Annotated in this window: 18 protein-coding genes and 1 riboswitch; of the genes, 8 read left to right on the forward strand and 10 right to left on the reverse strand. The window is 45.7% G+C overall.

What is annotated here, in order from left to right; translation table 11 throughout:
* Nucleotides 1-218: 218 nt before the first annotated feature.
* Entirely contained in the window at nt 219-1,148 is a 930-nt protein-coding gene (locus NYE45_RS16810; protein WP_036613729.1) for an L-lactate dehydrogenase, read from the forward strand.
* A gap of 280 nt (nt 1,149-1,428) precedes the next feature.
* Here the strand turns inward: NYE45_RS16810 and NYE45_RS16815 are convergent, their stop codons facing one another.
* The 5 genes from NYE45_RS16815 to NYE45_RS16835 form a co-directional block, all read right to left on the reverse strand.
* Nucleotides 1,429-2,349 carry a tyrosine-type recombinase/integrase gene (locus NYE45_RS16815; RefSeq protein WP_340013291.1) on the reverse strand — a complete coding sequence of 307 codons (921 nt, stop codon included), beginning with the start codon at nt 2,347-2,349 and terminating at the stop codon, nt 1,429-1,431.
* An 87-nt stretch (nt 2,350-2,436) separates the two neighbouring features.
* Nucleotides 2,437-3,516 (reverse strand): hypothetical protein, encoded by a 1,080-nt coding sequence (locus NYE45_RS16820; RefSeq protein WP_340013293.1) that lies wholly within the window; start codon nt 3,514-3,516, stop codon nt 2,437-2,439.
* A 258-nt stretch (nt 3,517-3,774) separates the two neighbouring features.
* Nucleotides 3,775-5,211, reverse strand: a complete 1,437-nt coding sequence (locus tag NYE45_RS16825) for an amino acid permease (protein WP_260986551.1) — start codon at nt 5,209-5,211, stop codon at nt 3,775-3,777.
* Between the two features lie 519 nt (nt 5,212-5,730).
* Nucleotides 5,731-7,107 (reverse strand): amidohydrolase family protein, encoded by a 1,377-nt coding sequence (locus NYE45_RS16830; protein WP_340013294.1) that lies wholly within the window; start codon nt 7,105-7,107, stop codon nt 5,731-5,733.
* A gap of 111 nt (nt 7,108-7,218) precedes the next feature.
* Nucleotides 7,219-7,770 (reverse strand): CGNR zinc finger domain-containing protein, encoded by a 552-nt coding sequence (locus NYE45_RS16835; protein ID WP_340013295.1) that lies wholly within the window; start codon nt 7,768-7,770, stop codon nt 7,219-7,221.
* Nucleotides 7,771-7,907: 137 nt separating this feature from the next.
* On the opposite strand from NYE45_RS16835, the gene NYE45_RS16840 reads away from it, so the two are divergent.
* From NYE45_RS16840 to NYE45_RS16865, 6 genes are all read left to right on the forward strand, one after another.
* A complete protein-coding gene (locus tag NYE45_RS16840) occupies nt 7,908-8,408 on the forward strand; it encodes a DinB family protein (RefSeq protein WP_340013296.1) in 501 nt (166 codons plus the stop codon).
* Between the two features lie 83 nt (nt 8,409-8,491).
* A riboswitch (FMN riboswitch) is annotated at nt 8,492-8,645 on the forward strand.
* 144 nt (nt 8,646-8,789) lie between these two features.
* Complete coding sequence (locus NYE45_RS16845) at nt 8,790-9,770, forward strand: DMT family transporter (protein WP_340013297.1); 981 nt, start codon at nt 8,790-8,792, stop codon at nt 9,768-9,770.
* A gap of 316 nt (nt 9,771-10,086) precedes the next feature.
* Entirely contained in the window at nt 10,087-11,583 is a 1,497-nt protein-coding gene (locus tag NYE45_RS16850; protein ID WP_340013298.1) for an amidase, read from the forward strand.
* Between the two features lie 129 nt (nt 11,584-11,712).
* Entirely contained in the window at nt 11,713-12,330 is a 618-nt protein-coding gene (locus tag NYE45_RS16855) for an urea carboxylase-associated family protein (protein ID WP_340013299.1), read from the forward strand.
* 128 nt (nt 12,331-12,458) lie between these two features.
* Nucleotides 12,459-13,085: a LysE family translocator gene (locus NYE45_RS16860; protein WP_340013300.1), complete on the forward strand. Its 627-nt coding sequence runs from the start codon at nt 12,459-12,461 to the stop codon at nt 13,083-13,085.
* Nucleotides 13,086-13,167: 82 nt separating this feature from the next.
* The gene (locus tag NYE45_RS16865; RefSeq protein WP_340013301.1) at nt 13,168-13,929 is read left to right on the forward strand and encodes a YqcI/YcgG family protein; all 762 of its coding nucleotides are present in this window, start codon (nt 13,168-13,170) and stop codon (nt 13,927-13,929) included.
* A 55-nt stretch (nt 13,930-13,984) separates the two neighbouring features.
* Here the strand turns inward: NYE45_RS16865 and NYE45_RS16870 are convergent, their stop codons facing one another.
* The 4 genes from NYE45_RS16870 to NYE45_RS16885 form a co-directional block, all read right to left on the reverse strand.
* Nucleotides 13,985-15,331, reverse strand: coding sequence for an amino acid permease (locus NYE45_RS16870; RefSeq protein ID WP_340013302.1), 1,347 nt, complete (start codon nt 15,329-15,331; stop codon nt 13,985-13,987).
* Nucleotides 15,332-15,956: 625 nt separating this feature from the next.
* Nucleotides 15,957-16,850: an aldo/keto reductase gene (locus tag NYE45_RS16875; RefSeq protein ID WP_340013303.1), complete on the reverse strand. Its 894-nt coding sequence runs from the start codon at nt 16,848-16,850 to the stop codon at nt 15,957-15,959.
* 130 nt (nt 16,851-16,980) lie between these two features.
* Nucleotides 16,981-17,754: a glucose 1-dehydrogenase gene (locus NYE45_RS16880; RefSeq protein WP_340013304.1), complete on the reverse strand. Its 774-nt coding sequence runs from the start codon at nt 17,752-17,754 to the stop codon at nt 16,981-16,983.
* 72 nt (nt 17,755-17,826) lie between these two features.
* Nucleotides 17,827-18,315 carry a GNAT family N-acetyltransferase gene (locus tag NYE45_RS16885; protein ID WP_145148348.1) on the reverse strand — a complete coding sequence of 163 codons (489 nt, stop codon included), beginning with the start codon at nt 18,313-18,315 and terminating at the stop codon, nt 17,827-17,829.
* Between the two features lie 178 nt (nt 18,316-18,493).
* Here NYE45_RS16885 and xerS point away from each other — a divergent pair, with 178 nt between their 5' ends.
* Nucleotides 18,494-19,600, forward strand: coding sequence for a tyrosine recombinase XerS (gene xerS / locus NYE45_RS16890; protein WP_062834852.1), 1,107 nt, complete (start codon nt 18,494-18,496; stop codon nt 19,598-19,600).
* A 151-nt stretch (nt 19,601-19,751) separates the two neighbouring features.
* On the opposite strand, the gene mobB is transcribed toward xerS, so the two are convergent.
* A complete protein-coding gene (mobB, locus tag NYE45_RS16895) occupies nt 19,752-20,285 on the reverse strand; it encodes a molybdopterin-guanine dinucleotide biosynthesis protein B (protein WP_339166029.1) in 534 nt (177 codons plus the stop codon).

Raw genomic sequence — 20,285 nt, forward strand, 5'->3', positions numbered from 1 at the left:
CATTGCCCACTCTTGGCCGGCCCGCTCCCTTTTTCCAGCTGGTGCTTTGGACTATTTGTTGCATATTTATTATCATCAATTTCATCCTAAACTGTTTTTCGACGGAATAATTGGTAAAAAGACATGAAATGTGAACTATTTTATAGACAACACTCGCTTTATATTCTGTAATCCCTTAATATGGATGGGAGTATAACCCAAAAGGAGAGGATATGAAAATGACAAACAGTGCAGCTCTGAAACCAAGTCGTGTCGTTATTGTAGGCATGGGTGCGGTGGGAACAACAACGGGATACACGCTAATGTTGAGACAGCGTTCGTCCGAGTTGGTATTTGTGGATGTGAATCATGATAAGGCAACCGGCGAAATGCTGGATATGAACCACGGTCTTCCGTTTACGGGTGGCGTGAAAGTATGGGCTGGCGATTACTCTGACTGTAAAGATGCAGATATCATTATTATTACAGCGGGTGCTTCCCAGAAACCGGGCGAAACCCGGATTGATCTGCTGAAGAAAAATGCAAGCATTTTCAAAGATATTATTGAGCGTATTACAGAAGTGAATTCTCATGGTATTTTGCTGATTGCAACCAATCCTGTAGATATTTTGTCCTATACTTCATGGAAACAAAGTGGATGGCCTGCTTCTCGTGTCATCGGTTCAGGTACATTGCTCGATAGCGCACGTTTCCGTTACCTTATTGGTAAAAATAAAGGGATCGACCCGCGTAGTATTCACGCCCACATTATTGGTGAGCATGGCGATTCCGAAGTACCGGTATGGAGCCTTGCTAACGTTGCAGGAACTGATCTGGAATTGGATGAAGAAACACAACAGGATATTTTCGACCGTACCAAAAATGCGGCGTATGAGATTATTAATGCCAAAGGAGCGACTTCCTATGCAATCGCCCTTGCTCTGGACCGCATTGTAGCTGCAATTCTCGGCAACGAAGGCTCCGTTCTGAACGTGTCCACGTACCTTGAAGACTACAATGGTGTATCGGATGTTTATCTGGGCGTTCCTTGTGTCGTAGATCGCAACGGTGTGCGCGAAATTCTGCCTCTTCCGTTGAATGAAACCGAAAAAGTGGCGTTCCAGGCTTCTGCTAACAAATTAAAAGAACAGATCGCCGGATTGGAATAATCCAGCTACGCAATCATTCATGACGTGAAAGATTCAGTACGTTAAATGTTGTAAATTAATATATCTGTCCTAGCCAAAAGGACCATTTGTTTCTTCCAGTGAGAAAGGGCGAATGGTTCTTTGGTTTGATTTGAATTATAAGAATGACTTTTTAAAATATTAGAAACTAGATTTTAGTTTACATAATATTAATTATGTTTAAATATCCACTGTCCAAATGAAATACAAAAAGCCTGTCACTTGGACAGACTCCTCTTGGGATTAAATATCGGCTTTTTTTCTAATATGTCGGAAGTTTAACGTCCAGCAACGCCATAGCCTCTTCTTTCTCCCTACTGGTGACATGTGTATAGACGGTGGTCGTTTGAATCGATGCGTGACCGAGGAGCTCCTGCACCGTGCGCAGATCTGCTCCCCGCCGTAACATCATCGTCGCGAAGGAGTGACGCAGCTTATGACTGGAGTAGTTTTGACGTTGATTCGCCGGTGATTCCTGCTGGAAGCGTTCAAAGGTTTCCGTAGATATGAGCTGAATGCTGCGAATCGACAGTCTCTTCCCTTTTTGCGAGACAAATAGTGCTTCCTCTTTCGGTCGCCAAGGATCCAGACGCTCAGCCATAGCTTGAGATAACACATCCGCCACGGTCTCCGGTACAGGAAGCGAGCGCCATTTCCGTCCTTTACCGAATACATCCAAAGTACGCCGCTCCGCGTTATAGTCTTTGCAATCCAGAGCATGCACTTCTCCAACCCGTAATCCCATATATCCCATCAGCAGAAAAACAGCCAGATTACGTGTACGATACTTGCCTTCCACCGACTCCAGAAAACGTGTCAACCCACTTTCATCAAGGAAAACGGGTGCACGGTTTTTTTCGGTTTTGGATTTCTTGATCCCAAACGCCGGATTATTCGTTAACAATTCGAGTTCAATGAGGGACTTGTAAAAACAGTTCACCGCCGCATGTTTGCGATTTCTCGTGGCATCACTAACCCCACGCTCCCGAGCGCGGGACAGAAAAGACAGCACATGCAGCTTTTTGACCTGCTCCAGTGACTTTCCTTGAATGGAGACCAGGAATTCCACTACGTCACCTGTGTATGATTTTACCGTATGGCCTGTATATCCGGCGTCCTTCATCCATATGTGAAAAGCTTCTAGCTCGTCCGCATATTGCTCCTGGATCTCCTCAGTCATCATCTGTTTACGTCACCTCGATTCGGTTCTTTAAAATTGACTAAGATTATTTACGCTGATACTACGACCTTCCTAAGCTGAATAAAGACCCTATGCTTCATCCACGATGACAACGTCAATCAGTGGAATGATTGCTTCGGGTTTGCCCTGACTACGGGTAAGTACAAACGATGGCAATGGATTTTCGTGCAGCCCATTCACGGATTCACAGATCTGAGTATATAAATCCATATGCAACGTTTCGCCTTCACCCGCCACATCAATGACAGGCCAATCGTTCTGAACGCAGGCAGGCCAGTACGCCAGCTCATTCGCAGGTACGATACTTAATTGCTGAATGGACTGATCAAGACGGTAAATCCCTTTCCGTTCAGGTTCATCGCCCAGCTTGTCCACGGCAAGTATTCGAGCAGACTGCTCATCTGGTGCAGAATAAAGTGAATAACACCACGGAGTCACGCCCCAGGCGATCGCCATCAGTCCCTCTTCCAGCAACGTATCCGACAGTTCCCCTTCCGCAAATTGTTCGATCAGATTATGGTTACCTGGTCCCATCAGTTCCTCCACACGCTTAGCGAGACGAGGCAGGTCAGCGAGAATGAATCCCCCTCTGCCATAGGAGTCAAATACATGATGATTCCTAGTCCAAACAGGTTGAGATGGCAAAGTCAACGACGCTGATTCTGCCGGGAAAAGCGATATATATACGGTGATAACTTGCGCATACTTAACCATTGCAAGTTGTTCAGGTTCGAGTGTGCCTTCGGCAATACGAGGTGTTTTCATATGCAGGGAGATTCGAAGTTCGTATTCCCCCTCTGTAAATGCTGCCCAACCAAAATTAACAGACTGTTCAACGCCTTCAATAGATGCAATGGAGATCGTGCTATCCGGTTTCAGGTTAACAGCATATTGTACATAAGCGAGCTCCTGACCATAGATGATATTGGCATCCTGACGATTGACGGGTGAATCCAACTGTTGTGCAATGACCGATACTTTACGTCCATCCTTCAGAAGGCGCTGCGGATCAATATCCAACTGCAATTCGTCTTCAATTCCTGGTTGTGAAACAATTAATTGCGCCTCTGCAAGTACGGATGAGTCAGCCAGGGCAAACCCAAAAGCTGCATTTTGATGATCTGAATTCGTATGTAATGGTGTGTTCATGATACATCCCCTCTCTTATGTCTGATGGCATGTCACATCCCCAAATATATTTCATATTTGACTTAGCCGCAACCCCGGCTCCTTGATTAAATTTGTCACGCCCCTTATTACTTACCCATATATGAAGAAAATTCCAACCTTCACCTGCTGTTATCATCCTTTATCTTTCTATATAAAAAAATCCCCATCCCGCTTCGCCTAAGCGATCGAAATGAGGAAAAATGAAGATGTTCTCGGTTAAAGACATTCTCGACTAATCTATTTGTCCTTCGCTCTGAAAGCACTGGAGATCCGGCGTGCCGGATTCAGATGACTGTAATGACGTCCATACGCAAAGTAGATAATCAATCCGATGATCAACCAGGCAAAGAACGTAATCCATGTCAGCGCCGCAAGGCGTGTCATCAAGTATACACAACCCAATGCACTCAGAATCGGAATCAGTGGCACAAGTGGAACGCGGAAGCCACGTTTGAGATCCGGGTTATTTTTACGCAATACAATAATGCCCAGACTTACGACTGCAAAAGCAAACAACGTTCCGATGTTCGTAAGCTCCGCCAAATGTCCCAGCGAGATGAACCCGGAGAACAAAGCCACGATAATGCCCGCAACCCATGTCCCTACAGCTGGTGTCTGACTCTTGCCACTAACCTTGGAGAAGACCGGCGACAGCAGTCCGTCACGAGACATGGAATAGAGCAGACGTGTCTGACCATACATCATGACCAGCAATACGGTCGTAATACCGGTAATCGCTCCAAGAGAAACAATCCAGGACAATCCCTTCAATTGAACAAATTCAAATGCAAACGCAACGGGATCACTTACATTCAACATGTTATACGGCACGATCCCTGTCAGGATTAACGATACAACGATGTAGAGCACAGTACAGATCGCCAGTGATGCAATAATTCCGATTGGTAAATCTCGTTGTGGCCGCTTAACTTCTTCTGCCGCAGTGGAGACCGCATCAAATCCGATGTAGGCAAAAAATACGGTAGCTGCTCCCGCAGTCACACCTGAGATGCCAAAGGGTAAAAATGGCTGCCAGTTGGTTGGCTCTACATAGAAGACACCTACACCAATGAAGATCAGTACCACAATAATTTTAATCGCAACCATGATGCCGTTCGCACGAGCCGCTTCCTTCACCCCTCGGGTGAGCAGGAAAGTGATGATTAATGTAATGACCGCAGCCGTGATGTCAAAATAGGTTCCCTTTTCCGGACTGAACGCACTCGTTAGCGCATGGGGTAACTCCAAACCAAATCCGGACAATAACGTTTGAAAATAGCCCGACCATCCGCTGGCTACCGCCGCACTCGCGAATCCATATTCCAATATCAGATCCCATCCCAGAATCCAGGCAATCACTTCGCCAAAAGCCGTATAGCTATACGTGTACGCACTACCCGATGCCGGTATGCTTGATGCAAATTCCGAGTAACATAATGCGGCGAAGGCACATATGATACCTGCCAGCAAAAATGACAGTACAAGTCCCGGTCCTGCATACGTTGCGGCAGCTACACCGGTCAGTACGAAAATGCCTGTACCAATAATGGCACCTACCCCGAGTGTGGTTAAGTCCAACGGACCGAGCGCCCGTTTCAGTGCACTGTTGTTATCGCCCCCGGAGGCAATTGGTTTTTTACGAAATAATGAAGATCGTTGTTCGTTCTCACGCATAGTCATGTTCCTCTCGTCATGAATCTTGAATGTGCTATGGATGTAGCAGAGATTGGATGGCTTCCCATCTGTTCTATGAAAAAGTCATTTGTTCTATCTTATCGACCACCTATAAAAACCTAGCGAATTCTACACGTTATCGCGTTGCTTGGGTAAATTTATTTTTGGAGATCACTTATTTTGTTCTTTTTCCGCGAAAATTATCATGATCTGTTGCACGTGGTTGAATATGAAAATGGATTTAAAACAAAACTGCGTATAATTTATATTATGCGCAGTTTTTATGAGCCTAATTTTCCGCAAAAAACATCTTTGGTCCCTTGTTATCTGAAGTTAAGAAAAAGAGAGCTCTTTTCGTCTTTTTCCGCTGTATCTTCCTCCCTCATCCTGTCTAATTCGACGATATGAAGGCATGTAAAAGAGCCACATATCATTATGCGGCCCTTTATCTTTTACTATAGGTAGAGGTATATATAAAAATACGAACTGACTTCATTTCAGGTTTTTATGAAACCCGATTTAGGAAAAAGCAATTCTCTCTGCATCCGACATCCGGTATTGGGATAACAGATAATCTTTGCTCTGCATCGCCGTATGACGTATTGCGTCCAGATCAACATTAAGCAGCTTGCCCTCTCGCTTCACGAGTCTGCCTGCCACAAAGACCGTATCGACATTGGACGGATTGGCAAACTGAACGACAGCACCAATCGGATCATGGACAGGGAACAGATTCAGATCGGTGGTTCGAATCATGATCAGATCCGCTTCCTTTCCTGGGGTCAACGTACCCACCTTCTGTTCCAATCCCAATGCCTGGGCGCCAGCTGAAGTTGCAAATCTCAGTACCTGGCTGGACTGCAAGTTCAACTCACCAGGCATCTCACCCTGCTGCAGAAGTTGTTCATTCGCTCTGGATCGTTCAGCCTGAAGTGCAAACTTCATCTGGGAAAACATGTCCCCGCCTGTAGACGTTACCACATCTACACCAAGTGTAGGAGTTCCTCCATGTTCGAGAAAATGGCCGGTTGCCGGATATCCATGACCCATCATCATTTCAACCTCAGGTGTGACCGACAAGGAAGCGCCGCTATCTGCCAGCATTTTGTATTCATCCATGCCCATGGTGTTACCGTGAACGATATTCACTCGTGGACTTAACAGCCCCGCTTCATACAAGTGACTAATCGAGCGATCTACAGATCCCCAACTGCCAAATCCGGCATGCATGGAACAGATGGCATCCAGCTCTTCAGCTAGCTCGATCTCCTTCACGGTTGTATCCCAATGACTGAACTCCGGACCACGAATGGCAAGCCCATAAGTAAGCAATTGATCTCGTGATGAAAAATACCGCTCTTTGACTCTTCTCACATCATTCGAGTACGTGAGCAGACTATCCCGATTCCAGTAGTTCGTCTCACCAGCTACTCCGTGAGCAAATACTGCCCGAATCCCTGCATCCTGAAGTCCGCGAATCAGTTCATCCGTGTGCTCGGAAGAATACGGCATGCTCCAATCCAACACTGTCGTCACTCCTGCATTAAGCGCTTCCAAGGAACCGAGCAGGTTTGCAATATAACTATCTTGTGGACGAAGCTTGCTTCCCATCGCACCATAATAGAGATTTTGCAAATAGACTGGCAAGGACCAGTTGGTTCCCGCTGTTTTGACAAGTGATTCCCACACATGCCGATGTGTGTCCACGAGCCCAGGCATAATAATCATGGATGAAGCATCAATGACCTCCGCATCCGGAATATCCAGGTCGGGCTGAACCGCCGTGATCAAGGAATCCTGGATCAGAACGTCCGCCCTCTTATACTGTCCAACTCGAGCATCCATCGACAACACACAGCCATTTTTCAACAGATAACTTGTCCGCACAAGACACATCTCCCATCTGATTTGGTTTGAAAGACGATCACATCCTGCATACGAATCCGTACTGCTTCTGACTATTTTTTCGCTAGTATATATACATTATATAGTTATTGTTAATATTTTTCAATTTTGTATTTTACGTTTAGCCCGAAATCTTCTGACCTTCATCAGGTTTCCACACATCTTATCATCACAGTACTTCTGTGTTCTGCTTCGAGTATCATCATAGAACATCCAGCGACAATCCGAATTATCACAAATCCGAATCCTGCCCCCTTCTCCCTCCACCAAAGTCGTAGCAAAATCAGCAGCCACTTCAGCCATAACCTGATGCCAATGAACTTCTACGGCTACCAGTTGGAGCTTCAGTTCCTGATCAATTGTAGTCAATCTTCTTCTCACATGCCCTGCTTCCATAACGCCATTCAACCAATTACGTTCCTTATCTGTTATGGATGCTCCGGAAGATAAACGGGCTCCAAGGGACAGCAATTCATCCCGGAAGTTTCTCATCGACAACTCATCTTCTGGGGACGCAGGAACAGAAGCTTGCAGCTGCCATCGATCCAAAAAATCTTGCTGCCAGCTCGCCTTCCCGAGCCTGTCCTCTGATCGATCCCCACCACGCCAATCATGATAATCACTGTTTACAAAATCGGTCCATAACCTGTCCATATATATCCCCCGTTCATGTAACCATCTTATTAAATAAAGAAGGTTACAACTTATCCTTGATGTGTTATATTGAGTGTAACCTTATTAAGCTATTTTAGCTAGTTACACCACAATACCACTCAAGGAGGAATACATGAATGACGAAAACAACAGCATTAGATGTGTTACTTATTCAAAAGGATGATACCTGGGATCAATGCAATTGGATTGTACCTTTGTCGAAGTCCTTGGAAGGACTTACAGCGGAGCAAGCAGCTTGGGTTCCATTCTCAGGGGGATTAAGCATCTGGCAGTTGGTTAACCATATGTATTATTACAACCATCGCTTGTTATGTCGCATGCAAGGTAAGGAGCCTATTCTGCCCGCTGTAGACTCCAATGAATACACGTTTGGGAATTCTGGAGATCCAACGGACGCAGATGGATGGAATACACTGCTTCAGGGTACAACCCGATTAGCCCAACAGTTACGAGATCAATTGGCGGCGTTACAGGAGTCAGATCTTGAAGCCGCTTATATGGATTCCGAAGAAAAATGGGCACACGAACTTGCTCGCTGGGTACTCCATGATGCGTATCACGCAGGTCAGATCGTGCTTCTTCGCAGACAGCAAGGAAGCTGGAATATCATTTATTAAAAAAAAGCTTGAACTGCTAGCGCTTACAGGAATAAGATGAACTTATTAATGTTACAGCTTGTTCAACACACTATATAATTGAATAGGATCTTCGGGGTAGGGTGCAATTCCCGACCGGCGGTGATGTTCTTCGGAACCAGCCCGCGACTCGCTACATGTTCTTAACGAAGGACATCTAACGACTGACTTGGTGTGAATCCAAGGCCGACGGTACAGTCCGGATGAGAGAAGATCAACACATTGACATGCCGTTCACGGGAAGGCCTCTTTCCTGACGCATGTCCTTGGATGAGCCCCCGTTTATTTGGTATATACCAAAACGGGGGCTTTTGTCGATTTTGCCAACTGAAGATTCCGTGTTCTGACGAAGGAGTCCTGAATATGGAAAAGACATCAGCAGCATCAACGGTTTACCGCAAGGAACGAAGTAACACTGGATTCTGGCTGGTTGTGCTCGGCGCCGCCCTATGGGGTGTGGATCCACTGTTCCGTATTATTTTGCTTAAAACGATGACATCCACACAGATTGTACTGGTGGAACATATCATTGTCAGTCTCATTGCCATTCCCGTGCTGTGGAAATTCCGGGCTGATCTGAAAAACTTGCGCGCACGCCACTGGATTGCCGTGATCTTTATCTCATGGGGAGGATCAGCACTCGCAACAGTATTGTTCACCATGGCCCTTACACATAACGATCCGAACACGGTCTTGTTACTGCAAAAAATGCAGCCGCTCTTCGCCATCGTTCTGGCTAAGTTATTATTAAAAGAAACGCTGCCTCGTCGCTTTGGCGGACTTTTCTTCATTGCATTATTAGGTACGTATCTACTTACATTCGGCTTTACATTGCCGCTGGGTAACTGGGACAACTGGATTCATGCAGGCAGCCTGTTATCCCTTGGAGCCGCTGCTTTATGGGGAGGTTCAACGGTTATGGGCCGACTGATGTTAGGGCAGGCGCGTTATGAGACAGTCACCTCCCTACGCTTCGTTGTTGCTCTTCCGCTCCTGATCTTTATGACATGGAACGAAGGTGCTGCCTGGACACTCCCATCCGGGACAGGAGAACAGACTGCTGTCATCCTCAATATTCTCGGTCAGGCATTGTTACCAGGTTTGCTCAGTCTTCTGTTGTATTACAAAGGTCTGTCGTCAACCAAAGCATCTGTTGCAACACTCGCTGAACTTAGCTTCCCGATGGCGGGTGTGTTGGTGAACTGGATTGCTTTCCGCACATTGATTACATGGGAGCAGCTGCTTGGCTTTATCTTGATCTGGGTCGCCCTCTTCGCCATTTCCAAACAGCAGGAACGATCATCAACTGCATCCGATGCGGCACCGAAGCTTCGTACAGAATAAAGGGATATATCCGAGAATCACATATAAACCAATAATTAAATATAAAATAAAACCATTGCACATCGCATTAGATGAGCAGTGGTTTTTTTATTTCCATTACTCGATATTACTTGATCATTTTCTCAATTAGCATTATGAGCTATCCACCCTGTGATTTATTTCTATATCGCAAATCCTCCGCTCTTTTCCCTCCTCTCATACCGAATATCCACTTCATCGCACTACGTCCCTTCAATGTTTTGTCTTTTATCTAATCCGGTGGTACGATGACATATGGAATAATAGATGAACTATATTCAGAGAGGAACGATCAATAATGTCTTCATTCTCATATACCTCCTACGACGCCGTAGGTTTGGCTGAACTGATCCGATCCCGGGAAGTATCCCCGGTTGAAATGCTGGAAGCGGCGTTTACACGTCTTGAAGAAGTGAATCCGCAGCTTAATGCGGTCATTCGTACATATGAAACTCGTGCACGGGAGGAGGCTGGTTTGGTTCGCCCTGGAGAACAACCTTTTGCTGGTGTGCCCCTGCTTCTGAAAGATATTTCGCAATCCTTGGAAGGTGAATTTCTGACCTCAGGCTCACGTTTGTTCAGTGAGCATCGGGCATTACGTAATTCCAATTTTGTCACTCGACTGCGTGATGCAGGTTTTATCATCATAGGACATACCAATACGCCTGAATTTGGTTTGAAAAATATTACCGAGCCCCGTCTTCATGGTGCAACTCGCAATCCATGGAATATTAATCACTCCCCAGGCGGTTCAAGTGGCGGTGCCGCCGCCGCTGTAGCTTCCGGTATCGTTCCTCTTGCCGGAGCCAGTGACGGAGGCGGTTCGATCCGTATCCCGGCTTCTTTTAGCGGCTTGTTTGGTCTGAAACCAACTCGCGGACGCACACCTGTAGGACCAGGAGTTGGTCGCCAATGGCAAGGCGCATCGATTGATTTCGCCTTATCCCGCTCAGTTCGTGACAGTGCTGCGTTGCTTGATACTTTGCAAGTCATTCAGCCTGAAGCCGCGTTCCATGCTCCACTCTTTCCAGGCAGTTACTTGGCAGATATGAGCTATCCACATCAACGCAAACTGAAAATTGCGTATACAACAGATTCGCCTGTGGGCACACCTGTCAGCGCAGAAGCCAAAGAATCGGTATACAAGCTCGTTCGCTGGTTGGAAGAACAAGGTCATCATGTTGAAGAAAAGCTGAGTCCCGTCAACGGAGTCCGGTTAATGGAGAATTATTACATGATGAACAGCGGTGAGATGGCCGCAATGATCTCTTCCATGGAAAGATCTATGGGCCGGGTTCTGACCTCTGATGATATGGAGATTGAATCCTGGGTTCTGGCTGAAGCTGGAAAAAAGGTGTCCGCTGCCGAATTTGTACATAGTCTGGCTGAATGGGATGTAGCTGCAGCGCAGATGTCCACTTTGTTTGAACGCTATGACTTCTACGTCACTCCTGTTAATGCTTTTTCTGCACCTAAGATTGGAGAGTTAACACCTCATGACGAACAGATTCGTAATCTCATGCGGATTACTGAATTGGACAAGACCGAGCAGCAGCAACTCATCTATGAGATGTTTGAGCCAAGTCTTACGTATACTCCGTTCACCCAGCTCGCGAATCTGACAGGTCAGCCTGCGATAAGTGTACCTCTGCATATGACACCTGAAGGTTTGCCAATGGGTGTTCAAGTGATGGCAACCAAAGGACGCGAAGATTGGTTATTACATCTGGCTGCACAGCTTGAACAATCAGAACTCTGGGTCGGAATGAAAGGTAACCCCATGTTTCCAGCTTAGAACGTTCAGCGTGTATCTACCTTTATCATTGATCTTTACCCACCTGAGTAGGATGTGTTGCCAAAATAGTGCATGAAAGCTTCGTCTGCTCCGCATACTGAAAGCAAAAATAGCGGAGGAATGTGACGAATGAATATCAAACAGTCTCATAAACAGTCCTTTCGTATCCCTGCCAAAACGGGATATGCCCTGAAAGTAAACAAGGGTTCTTTATTACGTATAACAGATCTGGAGGGTCAGCAGGTCATTGATTTTGTGGCATATGATGCGCAAGATGCTAACCATCGCTTGGACCCGGGCGTGACAATGGACGTATTGCGCACTTACCGAATCAAACCTGGGCAGTTTGTGTATTCCAATCAATATCAACCCTTACTCAAGATTGTGCGTGACACCGTTGGGGTACATGATTTCTTCAACTCTGCTTGTCGGCCCGAGATGTATGAAGTGTTATATGACAAAAAGGATCACGCCAGTTGTTATCACAATCTGAACACGGCACTGGAACCCTTCGGGATTCTACCACCAGATCAACACTATCCATTTAACCTGTTTATGAAGTCCGTTGTAGACAGTGAAGGCAAGATTGATGTTGTAGCACCCGACTCTCGTGCAGGGGATTATATTGAGATGGAGGCTTTAATGGATCTCACGATTGGGCTCTCCGCTTGTCCTTGTGAGGAAAGTTCGTGCAACGGCTACCACTGTACTCCAATTCAATTGGATGTCGAATCTTCAATAGATTAACAAGGCCATAGGCCATATGATATAAATAGTTTGTTCTAATTCACTCCTTGCGGGAATACGATGACTTGTACCCATTTTCTGTGACGACTGGTACAATTCATCGAACCCGTTAAGGAGTGAACGTGTTTATGTCTGTAATGTTCAGTTATATTATTCTGGGAATCTCATTGTCTGCTCCAATCGGTCCGATTAACGCCGCTCAACTTGACCGCGGAGCCAGGCACGGATTCATGCACGCATGGATTTTAGGACTCGGCGCCATGTTTGCAGACTTGGTGTATATGCTGTTGATTTATTTTGGAGTTGCCCATTTTCTGGACACGCCATTTATGCGCTCTTTTCTCTGGTCATTTGGCAGTTTTATTCTCATTTACACGGGAGTGGAGACGCTCTCAAAGCTGAAACAGGGGATTCAAGGTACATCTACTGCGGAAGCGACTGTTCGGAAATCGTTTATATCCGGCTTTTTGATGGCCCTGTCCAATCCACTGAATATTTTGTTTTGGCTTGGGATCTATGGCTCCATTCTCGCGACGACTGTGAAACATACGGATACCGCTCATTTGCTGCTCTACAGTTCAGGCATTTTCATTGGCATCCTGCTATGGGATGTCATTATGGCTGGCATGGCCAGTCGATTCCACAAACATAGCAGTGAGAATGTATTGCGCTGGATATCTATTATTTCAGGAATCTGCCTGATCGGATTTGGTTTGTATTTTGGGTACGAAGCTGTGCGTTCCATTTTTTTCTGACAACAAAATCAGGCTGGACAGTCACCCAACATCCTCCACATTAATACTTTAACGGTATCATGTGGAATGGAGTTGGGAATCAATGGCGGAGCTGTATAGTGCCGACGAAATAAACACCTTGTTTGAGCGTCTTCCATCTTGGCAGCAGGACGCTTATTCGCAATTTGGTAAAATGATCGCCGACGAAGATAATACGTATCCATGTGTACCTGGACGAATGGGATTTCTGTCAGGACATTTGAGGTACGGCTTTACGTGTGACCCCCGATCTGAAAATGCTGCCGAAGATATGGCCGATCTGCTTAGACAATATGGTCCTGTCTCCAGAGACACTGGTCATTACGCTTCCATGGTTGTGATCTGTGAGACGCCAAATGATCTAAAAGATCATACAACGGTAGAGCAATATCAGACCTTATTCTGGCAAATGCTTAATCGGGTAAGTTCACACGATACCGAGCCGTGGCCGGAACATATTTCAACCGATCCCCATGATTCATCGTGGGAGTTTTGCTTTGGCGGAGAGCCTTACTTTTGTTTTTGCGCAACTCCCGCACATGAACTCCGAGCTAGCCGACATTTTCCTTATCTCATGTTTGCTTTTCAACCACGGTGGGTATTCGAATCCATTAATGATAACACCCCTCTTGGCCGCAAAATGAAAACCTTGATCCGCAAACGTCTCGCTGCCTATGATGCTGTTCCTGCTCACCCTTCGCTGATGTGGTATGGTCAGCAGGATAACCTGGAGTGGAAACAATATTTCCTGCCTGATGATGAGCAGACACCTTCCAAGTGTCCATTCATGCGGATGAAGCAAGCCTTAGGCAAGTTAACGAAATAATCTTAAACACTTATTACGTACTCTTAGTACGCTGGGTAACCTCCACGAAAGCTACTTATGGCTTGGCTGGTGCAGACTGCGGCGGTTTGGAGCCACGTACTTTGTGAACAATATACGTGATGATGCCAAGGAACACCACAAGTCCCACACTTGCCAGCAGACCCGTTCTGCTGGCTTTTTCCATTGCTGTCCCGGCCACAGCAGCCACAATTAATACCATGGCAATCCATACTTTGATGCGATTCCACTTCACGGGCTTCATTTTTTTAATGTACGTGATGCAGATGAGCAGCCATGTATACATCAATACCAGACTGCCTGCTGTTGTCACATATTCAAACAGGCTCTTGGGCATCCATAATGCCATCAACGTAGACAGGAGTAATCCGGCCGCTGTGCAACACAATGCCTGAAGTGGCATGTCCTTTTTCCCCCAGGTCTTCGTGAACAGCTTTGGTGCATCTCCATCTTCCGCGAGTTTCACCAACATGGACGTAATGGCATATAGCGAAGCCACCATCGTCGAGAATCCGGCTATAATCAGAATTCCGTTGAGAATGTGGACCACAACAGTGAATCCAATGGTTGACATGGCTTTGACAAGCGGACTTTCATCTGGAGTTAACTGAGCTGAAGGCACAAGTAACAGGATCAACGCAATTGCTATCACATAGAGTGTACTCACTGATAATAACATTACTCGACCTGATTTCACTGCATCTTTTGGTTCTTTCAGGTTAGCTGCCATCAAGCCCATAACCTCGATCCCGGCAAAAGCAAAGAATGCATAGATGAAACCGGTCCATACCCCTTTACCTCCATGGGGAAACCATTCATTCTTCAATTGCTCTGGTGTTACTTTTACAGGTAACCAACCCAGACAAGCCGCTCCTGCTATAGCTATAAATGCAACCGTTGCAGCAAGTTTGATTACCGCAAGAATATTCTCCGTTTTGGTTAATCCCTTCGCTCCCAATGCAGCAATGAACAGACCAATAGCCGCATAGATCGCAACAAATGCCCACAGCGGAAACTTGGGAAACCAGAATTGAGAGAAAAGCCCCAGTGCCGTCAATGAGCTGCCCATGATGAGCATTTCGGAAAACCAGTACATCCATCCACTCCCGAAACCAGCCCAAGGTCCGAATGCTTCACCAGCATAGGTTCGAAAAGCACCTTCTTTGGGATCATCTGCCGTCATCTGCGCCAGCGCACCAAATACAAAGTAAGTCCCCGCCGCAGCAAGCACCAACAATACGAGTACGGATATGCCGGCCCAATGAATCGCTAGACTGGTGCCCAGGAAAAATCCCGTGCCAAGCGTGCAACCCGCGCCAAACAAGGATAGGCTGATCCAACTTAGTTTATCGTCTTCCTTTTTACCGTGTAGCTGACTTTTCATGAAGCTCCTCCTTCTGCCTTATCCCCTTACGGTTTACAGGTCATGGAGGTTTTATGTCTGCATTGCCAAAAGAATTATTATTAGTTTACATAATATTTAATATGTTATAAACCTGCTGTTGAATTGAGTGATATGCTTTTTTCCTTTCAAAATGAACTACAAATCACTCTCATGTAAAATTCGTAAAAAAGTTATTGACTTTTATCACTTAAAATGGTTTTCCTTTTTAACATGAGGGAGCGGTATCGAAGCTTTATGTGATGTAGTAACTAAGGTGAAAAAATGATTTTTCTATTGTGAATTTTTCATATGTTGAAATAGTATAATTAAGGTTGTTATTTCTTTCATAACGAACGCAGGCCTCTCCATTTTTCGTCTCATTCTAAGAGCTTTTTTGTGAAAATTTTCATTTGGCAAAAATAGTAGGGCTTCATTCTGGAATTCCCCTCTTTTCTCCGTTCTCATCGGTTTTTCGGGCTAGACTGAAGTATGAATATTCTTCTCTAGAAATTTTTAATAGCCTCAGTTACGATATCTATTATGAATTTTTCATATATTGAAAATATATTACGATGGCCAAAAAAAAGCCGCCATCATGGCGACTTCGCTAATATTATTTAAAATTTTATGTCCGGCCCGTCCAGTCCGCCCCCGCGATTTCGTTCCATCGTGCTCTAATCTCATCATATAGTTTCTGCGGAAGTGCCCCTTTTGCGACAAGGTCGGCATTTTGCTGCCAGCGATTTGGCTTGGCTGTTCCTACAATAGCCGTGTCTACACCTTCGGTGCTTAGCGTAAAACGCAGTGCTGTTTCTACTGCTGCCTGAGCATCTTCACCCAGAAAACCATAGTTAAGTTCGCTTAAGCGTTTCCAGTATATAAATGGATAAGCCTCTTCCGAAAGTGTTTCATACGTCCAGGCCGCATTGGCAATAGGTCTTTTGGCGATGACACCCATGTTTCTTTTTCTCGCCTCAGGCAGAGTAAGTTCAATTGCTTCCTGATCTGCGATATTTAATGAGGTCTCTAGGCTGTCAAATACTCCGGTCTGAATCGCATATAGCGCATCCGTTGTATCTCCACTATATCCGATGAATCTGGTTTTCCCTGCTTCCTTGGCACGTTGAAGAACCTCGATAACTGCCCCTTGCCGAAGTACTTCTTCAGAACAGCTATGCAAATGGATGACATCCACATAGTCGGTTTTTAACCGCTTAAGACTACGGTCAATCGTCTGCTCCAGTACTTTGGCATCCCAGTCCGGACCTTCGATCCCGGCAGCATGTCCACATTTGGTGAACAAATAGTAATCATCACGCCGATGTGACAGCACCTCACCGATTAATTCTTCACTGTCACCATAACATTCAGCCGTATCAATCACGTTTAACCCTGCATCGAGCGCACTGTTGAGCAATGTGGCTACATCCGTTTTAGATACATTTTTGCCTATTTCCGCTCCGCCAAATCCAAGTGTGCTTACCTTCATGCCCGTGTTTCCGTAATTACGCAGTTCCATGGTTATCTTCCTCCAAGTTCATTGAATTGGGTACAGATAAATAGAAATACAGATTAACTTTTTCCCTATGTTATTACCCATGCGTTGGTTGTACCACCCACTTTTTCAGACTGCTATCAACTCAACTCATCTAGAATCCGTAGATGGACATCCCGCCGTCAACCAATAATGTCTGACCCGTTATGTATCCGGCTGCATCCGATGCCAGGAATACGACCGGCCCTACCACTTCCTCCAGTTCTCCCACTCGCTGAAGCGGTGTACGACTTACAATTTCCTGCAAATACTGGGGATCATCCAGCAGCTTTTCAGTTAGAGGTGTTCGGAAATACCATGGCCCTACTGAATTGACACGGATTCCATATTTGCCCCATTCCAGTGCGAGCACTTTGGTCATATGAATTAACGCAGCTTTGGTTGCACCATATACAACCCCTGTCCGCAAAGCCGTGTGCCCACCTACCGAAGAGATGTTGATGATCTTCCCAGTCCCACGTTCTTTCATATGCTGACCCGCCAACTGTGAAGCGACGAATGCCGACTTCAGATTCGTCTGCATGATGGTCTCCCACTGCTCGTCCGTTACTTCAAGTGCGGGTGTGCGAATGTTCATACCTGCGTTATTCACCAAAATGTCCAGACTACCCATCTCCGAGATTGCCTCTCGGAACGTCTCTTCCAATTGCTCTCTTGATGTCACATCTGCAGTTAGCGCCAGCGCTTTACGCCCTGTCTGTTCATAGATGTAGGCAGCTGTATCCTCAATTTCTCTCATTGTTCGGGATACAAGTACAACGTCACTACCTGACTGGGCAAGCCCAATCGCAATTGCTTTTCCGATCCCTCTCCCCGCGCCTGTCACCAATGCTGTCTGTCCATCCAGATGGAATGTGGGTACGTTCATGTCACTCACTCCTTCATCAGATTCTTTATTTCAGCATTCAAGCAGAATGCTTTATATGTAGGTAAATTAGAATCAGGTTACAAAATATTGGCTTGGATTGCCCAGTTCCGGATGGAACTTTTCTCGAAAGCGGCCTCCCGTATACTCCCCTATAATTTTACGCCAGAACGCCTGCGCAATGACATTGTTACGAACCTGAGTCACTTTCCATCTCCCTGGGAAACGTTTAAACAGCTCATAGGCTGCCCGAGTGCCCACGCCACTGCGCCGATATTTTTGCATCACAAAGAACTCAGTCAAGTAGTAGTCATTATCCTTACTTCCAGGCTCCAGTTTCTCAACCAGAGCAAACCCTGCTGGTGCTCCATCACTTGTAATCAAAAAAGGAAACTTGCGGTCCTCTTCTGTCCAGAATGCTTCCAGACCCGGATATTCCGGAAAAATACCATTACTGTCTACATCAATATTCAGATATTTGGTAAAATCATATAGATAAAATTGCATTAAATGCCGAATCACCTGACTGCGTTCCCGGGGAACCAGTTCTATTTGCATATTCATCCGGTTCACCTCCTCTGCTCTACGTATACTGATTACTTTAAAGGTTTACGCGCCGAAGGGCAAGGAAGCATCCCCTACTTACTGCCTACTTTGGTGAACAAGCTGTGAGCATGTAAATTATGGTACACTAGAGCATAGAATACTATTAAATTGAATATTAATCTTATATGTTTTTCACATGGAGGTGTCGAACTTGACCAACGTGCAAAAAGAGATTGATCGACGCAAGCTGGATGACAAACTACCTTCCATGCCTTGGTTCGTTCAGCAATTCATGGACTACAAGCTGCCTGATCTGTCCCCTTCTACCCTGCTCGAATATTTAAGAGATTACGAAGCTTTCTTCGGTTGGTTGCGAGCAGAAGGGCTATCCGAGGCAAGCTCTAATAAAGAAGTTACGTTGACTGAACTGGAAGTACTTCGCATGGATTCGGTTACTGCCTATCGGTTATTCCTCACAACCAAACGGGAAGGAACCAATTCCAGAATTACCGTCTCTCGCAAGCTCTCTTCCCTTCGCTCCCTTTTCCATTACCTGAGCCAGATTGCGGAAGATGAAGATTTCTATCCTTTGCTGAAGCGGAACATTATGGCCAAAATCGAGATCAAGCGTACACATAAACCCAAGGACACCGCTGCCAAACTCAAAGGTAAAATTCTGGAGGAAGAGGAACTGCTGGAATTTATCGGCTATATCCTTGAAGGTTACGCGGTCGATATGGAGAAGAACAAGCAGGCGCTGTATTCCCATGAACTCAACAAAGAACGGGACGCCTGCATTGCCAGCCTGATTCTCAATTCAGGTTTACGGGTGTCGGAGGTCGTGAACCTGAACGTCGATGACCTCGATCTGAACAACAAACTCCTGTATGTTTATCGCAAAGGTAACAATGATGAGACGTACAAAACACCCGTTTATTTCAGGGAACAGGCCAAAGACGAACTCGCGACTTATATGAACCTGCGGCAATCACGTTACCGTACACCCAAACGGGAAAAAGGTCTGTTCATTGCCATGCGAAACGGAGATTCCGAAGGCAGCCGAATGACCAAAAGAGCAATTCAGGCCATGATCATGAAATACGCTAAACGCTTTGGCAAACCCTACTTGACCGTGCACAAATTACGACATTCATTCGCAACCGACTATTATTTGCAAAATGATATCTACAAAACGAAGGAGCAGCTTGGACACGCTTCTACGGAAACGACCGAGATCTATGCTCACCTTACCGACAAAACGATGTCAGAGGCCATCGAACGTCGTACTGAAGATGGGATGTAACACCCCAAACATAATAAAAGCAGCAAGCCGCATCAAGGATTTCGATCCGAGAAAGGTCTGCTGCTTTTTTTGCTTTTACATCATGTAAGGATAAAGAACATAAGCAGAAACGATTTTGGTTTACATAATAAATATTACGTCATATATTCCTTCACTTGCTTTCAACCATCTGTAACAAAGCTTTGGCTATAAACTCGGTTTCATGAACCGAGTACCACGTTATATCCCTGTTTACAACCCTTGGCTCCATCACTTGATCTGGAGATAACCATGAGATCATACCCACTACACCTTCAAGGCGATCAATTAGGCTCAGATCCTTCTCTTCTCGAACCATCACGAATTTGGGGTAAGAAGCCTCTTTAAATCCCTCAATAACAATCCAATCATACTCCGACAGATGACTTAACATATCCTCCAACCTGGTAGCTTGTCGCTCCATAATGGCAGTGCGTTTCTCTGACATCACAACCACCGCCGAGGCCCCTGCCTCCCCAAATCGATACGAATCCGTTCCTTCTTGATCCATCTCAAAATGGTCGTGTCCATCATGCTTAATCGCTGCTACTTTAAGCCCCATTGAAGAAAAATGCCCGATTAGCGCGGCTGTCATGGTCGTCTTGCCCGTGTTCTTGTATCCAACAATCTGTATGATATGTGGTTTGTTTTCACTCATTTTAGTCAT

This window comes from Paenibacillus sp. FSL K6-1318 (assembly GCF_037976905.1).
In the GTDB taxonomy this organism is placed as follows: Bacteria; Bacillota; Bacilli; order Paenibacillales; family Paenibacillaceae; genus Paenibacillus; species Paenibacillus amylolyticus_A.

Coding starts and splice junctions, on each gene's coding strand:
- NYE45_RS16835 (WP_340013295.1), bottom strand. CDS start 7,770: ATGGACAGGTTATGGACCGATTTTGTAAACAGTGATTATCATGATTGG.
- NYE45_RS16870 (WP_340013302.1), bottom strand. CDS start 15,331: ATGAAAAGTCAGCTACACGGTAAAAAGGAAGACGATAAACTAAGTTGG.
- NYE45_RS16875 (WP_340013303.1), bottom strand. CDS start 16,850: ATGGAACTGCGTAATTACGGAAACACGGGCATGAAGGTAAGCACACTT.
- NYE45_RS16885 (WP_145148348.1), bottom strand. CDS start 18,315: ATGAATATGCAAATAGAACTGGTTCCCCGGGAACGCAGTCAGGTGATT.
- NYE45_RS16815 (WP_340013291.1), bottom strand. CDS start 2,349: ATGATGACTGAGGAGATCCAGGAGCAATATGCGGACGAGCTAGAAGCT.
- NYE45_RS16820 (WP_340013293.1), bottom strand. CDS start 3,516: ATGAACACACCATTACATACGAATTCAGATCATCAAAATGCAGCTTTT.
- NYE45_RS16865 (WP_340013301.1), top strand. CDS start 13,168: ATGGCGGAGCTGTATAGTGCCGACGAAATAAACACCTTGTTTGAGCGT.
- NYE45_RS16850 (WP_340013298.1), top strand. CDS start 10,087: ATGTCTTCATTCTCATATACCTCCTACGACGCCGTAGGTTTGGCTGAA.
- NYE45_RS16840 (WP_340013296.1), top strand. CDS start 7,908: ATGACGAAAACAACAGCATTAGATGTGTTACTTATTCAAAAGGATGAT.
- NYE45_RS16825 (WP_260986551.1), bottom strand. CDS start 5,211: ATGCGTGAGAACGAACAACGATCTTCATTATTTCGTAAAAAACCAATT.
- NYE45_RS16880 (WP_340013304.1), bottom strand. CDS start 17,754: ATGAACGTACCCACATTCCATCTGGATGGACAGACAGCATTGGTGACA.
- NYE45_RS16830 (WP_340013294.1), bottom strand. CDS start 7,107: ATGTGTCTTGTGCGGACAAGTTATCTGTTGAAAAATGGCTGTGTGTTG.
- NYE45_RS16810 (WP_036613729.1), top strand. CDS start 219: ATGACAAACAGTGCAGCTCTGAAACCAAGTCGTGTCGTTATTGTAGGC.
- NYE45_RS16855 (WP_340013299.1), top strand. CDS start 11,713: ATGAATATCAAACAGTCTCATAAACAGTCCTTTCGTATCCCTGCCAAA.
- xerS (WP_062834852.1), top strand. CDS start 18,494: ATGGAGGTGTCGAACTTGACCAACGTGCAAAAAGAGATTGATCGACGC.
- mobB (WP_339166029.1), bottom strand. CDS start 20,285: ATGACTAAAATGAGTGAAAACAAACCACATATCATACAGATTGTTGGA.
- NYE45_RS16860 (WP_340013300.1), top strand. CDS start 12,459: ATGTCTGTAATGTTCAGTTATATTATTCTGGGAATCTCATTGTCTGCT.
- NYE45_RS16845 (WP_340013297.1), top strand. CDS start 8,790: ATGGAAAAGACATCAGCAGCATCAACGGTTTACCGCAAGGAACGAAGT.